Here is a 3,765-nt window from a genome sequence, read left to right on the forward strand (position 1 = left end):
CGACGCGGGGGCGGGTGCCGCGGCGGGTCGGGCGCGGGCGTAAAAGGTTCCGCTGAGCGGTGGTTGCTGTTCGCCGCCCCAAAGCCCCGGCACCCCACCCGGGGTGGGGTCGGCGAGGGCTCCGTCGGTGGCCGGCGGGCCGCCAGCACCCCATTCGGGGCGGGTGGCCGGCGGGGGGTTAGAACTTGTTGCGGGGGGTGAGGCCGAGGGAGAGGCCGGAGAGGCCTCGCGCTCGGCCGCCGAGCTTGCCGGCGATCGCGCGGAGGGACTGGGCCGCCGGGGAGTCGGGCTCGGCGAGGACGACGGGGGTGCCGTCGTCGCCGCCCTCGCGGAGGCGGACGTCGATGGGGACGGAGCCGAGCACCGGGACGCTGGTGCCGGTGGTCCGCGTCAGCCCGTCGGCGACGCGCTGGCCGCCGCCCGTCCCGAAGACGTCGACCATCTCGCCGCAGTGCGGGCACGGCAGGCCCGCCATGTTCTCGATGACGCCGACGATCTGCTGGTGGGTCTGGGTGGCGATGGAGCCGGCCCGCTCGGCGACCTCGGCGGCGGCCTGCTGGGGCGTCGTCACCACCAGGATCTCCGCGTTGGGGACGAGCTGGGCCACCGAGATGGCGATGTCGCCGGTGCCCGGGGGCAGGTCGAGGAGGAGGACGTCCAGGTCGCCCCAGTAGACGTCGGCGAGGAACTGCTGGAGCGCGCGGTGCAGCATCGGCCCGCGCCAGACCACCGGGGCGTTGCCCGGGGTGAACATCCCGATGGAGATGACCTTCACGCCGTGCGACGACGGCGGCATGATCATGTTCTCGACCTGGGTGGGCCGCCCCTCGACGCCCAGCATCCGCGGCACGGAGTGGCCGTAGATGTCGGCGTCCACCACGCCGACCTTGAGCCCGTCGGCGGCGAGCGCCGCCGCCAGGTTGACCGTCACCGAGGACTTGCCGACGCCGCCCTTGCCGGAGGCCACCGCGTAGACGCGGGTCAGCGAGCCGGGCTTGGCGAACGGGATCTCGCGCTCGGCCTGGCCGCCGCGCAGCTGCTCGGCGAGCGCCCGGCGCTGCTCGTCGCTCATCACGTCCAGCTCGACGTCGACGCCGGTGACGCCGTCGACCCGGCCGACCGCCTCCTGCACCCGCGTGGTGATGGTGTCGCGCATCGGACAGCCCGAGACGGTGAGGTAGACCGCGACGGCGACGCGGCCGTCCTCGGCGATGTCGACGGACTTGACCATGCCGAGATCGGTGATCGGCCGGTGGATCTCGGGGTCCTGCACGGTCGCCAGCGCGGCGCGGATCGCGTCCTGGAGCGAGTCGGTCTGGGAAGCCATGCCTTCGATGGTACGGCGCCCCGGGGGTGTCCCCCGAAGTGGGTTACCGGTCGGTAGCCCCGGGATCGCGCCGCGCGGGCCCCTCGTCGCCGCCGCCGTCCTCGGCCGGACCGTAGCGCTCGTCCAATTCGCGCAGCAGCGACTGCAGTTCCGAGCGGACGAAGTCGCGGGTGGCGACCTCGCCGAGGCCAACCCGCAGTCCGGCGACCTCGCGGGTGAGGTACTCGGTGTCGGCGATGTTCCGGTCGTTGCGGCGGCGGTCCTGCTCCAGGTTGACGCGGTCCCGGTCGTCCTGCCGGTTCTGCGCCAGCAGGATCAGCGGGGCGGCGTAGGAGGCCTGCAGCGAGAGGGCGAGGGTGAGGAAGATGAACGGGTAGTTGTCGAACCGCAGGTTCGCCGGGGCCAGCACGTTCCAGCCGACCCAGACGACGACGAAGACCGTCATCCAGACGATGAACCGCCCGGTGCCCAGGAAGCGGGCGATCTGCTCGGAGAGCCGGCCGAAGGCGTCCGGGTCGTAGGACGGCGCCGTCGGCAGCCAGCGGGGCCGCGGCAGGCGGGGCTCGTCCAGGCGGGCCCGCTCCTCGCGGCCGGCGGCGCGGCGGCGTGCGCGGTCGCCGCGGCGGCGGCGGTCCGGGCGGTCGCGGTCGGAGCGCTCGCGGTCGGTGCGGTCGCGGCGGTCACCCGATCCGGTGGTGCCGTACCCCTCGGACGCGCCCTTGGGCGTGCTCATGCCTCCCCCTTCGCCACCCGGGTCGCCCCGGACGCGCGGACCTGCCCGGGGGTGAGGTCCGCCAGATCGCGCGGCCCGCCGGGGCCGTCCGGGTCGCCGTGGTCGAGGACCGCCTCGCGCCAGTCGTCCGGCAGCAGGTGGTCGAGGACGTCGTCGGCGGTGACGGCGCCCAGCAGGTGGTCGGCCTCGTCCACCACCGGCACCGCCACGATGTTGTAGACGGCCATGTGGGTCGTCACCTGCCGCAGCGGGGTGTCGGGCGGCAGCGGCTGCAGATCGTCGTCGACGATCCCGCCGAGCAGCGTGAACGGCGGTTCGCGCAGCAGCTTCTGAAAGTGCACCAGGCCCAGGTAGCGGCCGGTGGGCGTCTCGGACGGGGCGCGGCAGACGTAGACCTGGCTGGCGAGCGCCGGCGAGAGGTCGGCGTTGCGGACCCGGGCGAGCGCCTCGGCGACGGTGTCGTCCGGGCGGGCGACGATCGGCTCGGGCGTCATCATGCCGCCCGCGGTGTACTCGGGGTAGCTGAGCAGCCGGCGGACGGGCGCGGCCTCGTCGGGCTCCATCAGCTGCAGCAGGCGCTCGGCCTCGGCGTCGGGGAGTTCGTGGAGGAGGTCGGCGGCGTCGTCCGGGTCCATCTCCTCCAGGATGTCGGCGGCGCGCTCGTCCTGGAGGCCGCCGATGATGGAGATCTGGTCGTCCTCGGGCAGCTCCTCCAGGACGTCGGCGAGGCGGCCGTCGTCCAGCGCGCCGGCCACCTCGGAGCGGCGCTTGGGCGACAGGTGGTGCATCACGTTGGCGAGGTCGGCGGGGCGCAGCTGCTCGACGGCGGCGAGCAGGTTGGCTGCGCCCTGACCCTCCTCGGCGAGGGAGAAGCCGGTGACGTCGGACCAGGGGACGGTGCGGGTCTCGCCGCCGCGGCGGCGCAGCGGGCCGGTGCGGGCGGCGCCGATGCCGATGAAGACCTTGGTGATCTCCCAGTCGCGCAGCCGGGTCTGGGCCATGGCGACGTCGAGGACGGTGGCGTCCTGGCCCTCCCGGCCGTCCTGCGGATCGGCGGTGTAGCGGACGCGGCGGTCCAGCATCTCGGCGATCACCAGCGTCTCGGTGGCGCGCTGCTCGAAGCGGCGCATGTTGACGAGGCCGGTGGTGATGATCTGCTTGGCGTCGATGCTGGTGACGCGGGTCATCGGGAGGAAGATGCGGCGCCGGCTGGCGACCTCGACGACCAGGCCGAGGACCTTGGGCGGACGGTCGCCGGTGCGGAGGGAGGCGACCACGTCGCGCACCCGGCCGAGCTGGTCGCCGTTCTGCGCGAAGACGGCCATCCCGGAGAGGTGCGAGATGAACACCGGTGCGGATGCTGCCGCCATGACTGGTCCTCTGGGCACGTGGGCGGGACGGTTTCAGGCTACCCGGGCGCGGAGGCCGGAGGTGGGAGGGGGCACGCGGGGCGCGCAGGGCGCGCGGGGCGTGAGGTGCGGGCGCACGTCGTGTGGGGACACGCCGGTGGTGCGGCGTTGGTTGGCTCCACGTCGTTAGGGTGGCTGACCACTCGTCAGGTCGTCCGAGGTGGAGGAGGCGGGTGTGGGTTGTCGCGGGAGGCGGCGCGAGCGGGGGCGCGGGGGTGCGGTGCTGGGCGCGGCCGCGGTGGTGGCGCTCGTGGTCGGCGCCGGGGGGTGGGGGGTCGCGGAGTGGCTCGCGCCGG

The 3,765-nt window shown here is 74.4% G+C and carries 3 protein-coding genes; all 3 read right to left on the bottom strand.

The window, feature by feature from the left end; all coding sequences use genetic code 11:
- Positions 1 to 178: 178 nt before the first annotated feature.
- From BIV57_RS23120 to BIV57_RS23130, 3 genes are read right to left on the bottom strand one after another with little or no spacing between them, the layout of a single operon-like run.
- Positions 179 to 1,327 (bottom strand): Mrp/NBP35 family ATP-binding protein, encoded by a 1,149-nt coding sequence (locus BIV57_RS23120; protein ID WP_071658816.1) that lies wholly within the window; start codon positions 1,325 to 1,327, stop codon positions 179 to 181.
- 43 nt (positions 1,328 to 1,370) lie between these two features.
- Positions 1,371 to 2,060, bottom strand: coding sequence for a DUF1003 domain-containing protein (locus BIV57_RS23125; RefSeq protein WP_071658817.1), 690 nt, complete (start codon positions 2,058 to 2,060; stop codon positions 1,371 to 1,373).
- Entirely contained in the window at positions 2,057 to 3,430 is a 1,374-nt protein-coding gene (locus BIV57_RS23130; protein WP_071658818.1) for a magnesium transporter MgtE N-terminal domain-containing protein, read from the bottom strand. The genes BIV57_RS23125 and BIV57_RS23130 overlap by 4 nt, the downstream gene beginning before the upstream one ends.
- Positions 3,431 to 3,765 lie beyond the last annotated feature (335 nt).

Source organism: Mangrovactinospora gilvigrisea (genome assembly GCF_001879105.1).
Classification (GTDB): domain Bacteria; phylum Actinomycetota; class Actinomycetes; order Streptomycetales; family Streptomycetaceae; genus Mangrovactinospora; species Mangrovactinospora gilvigrisea.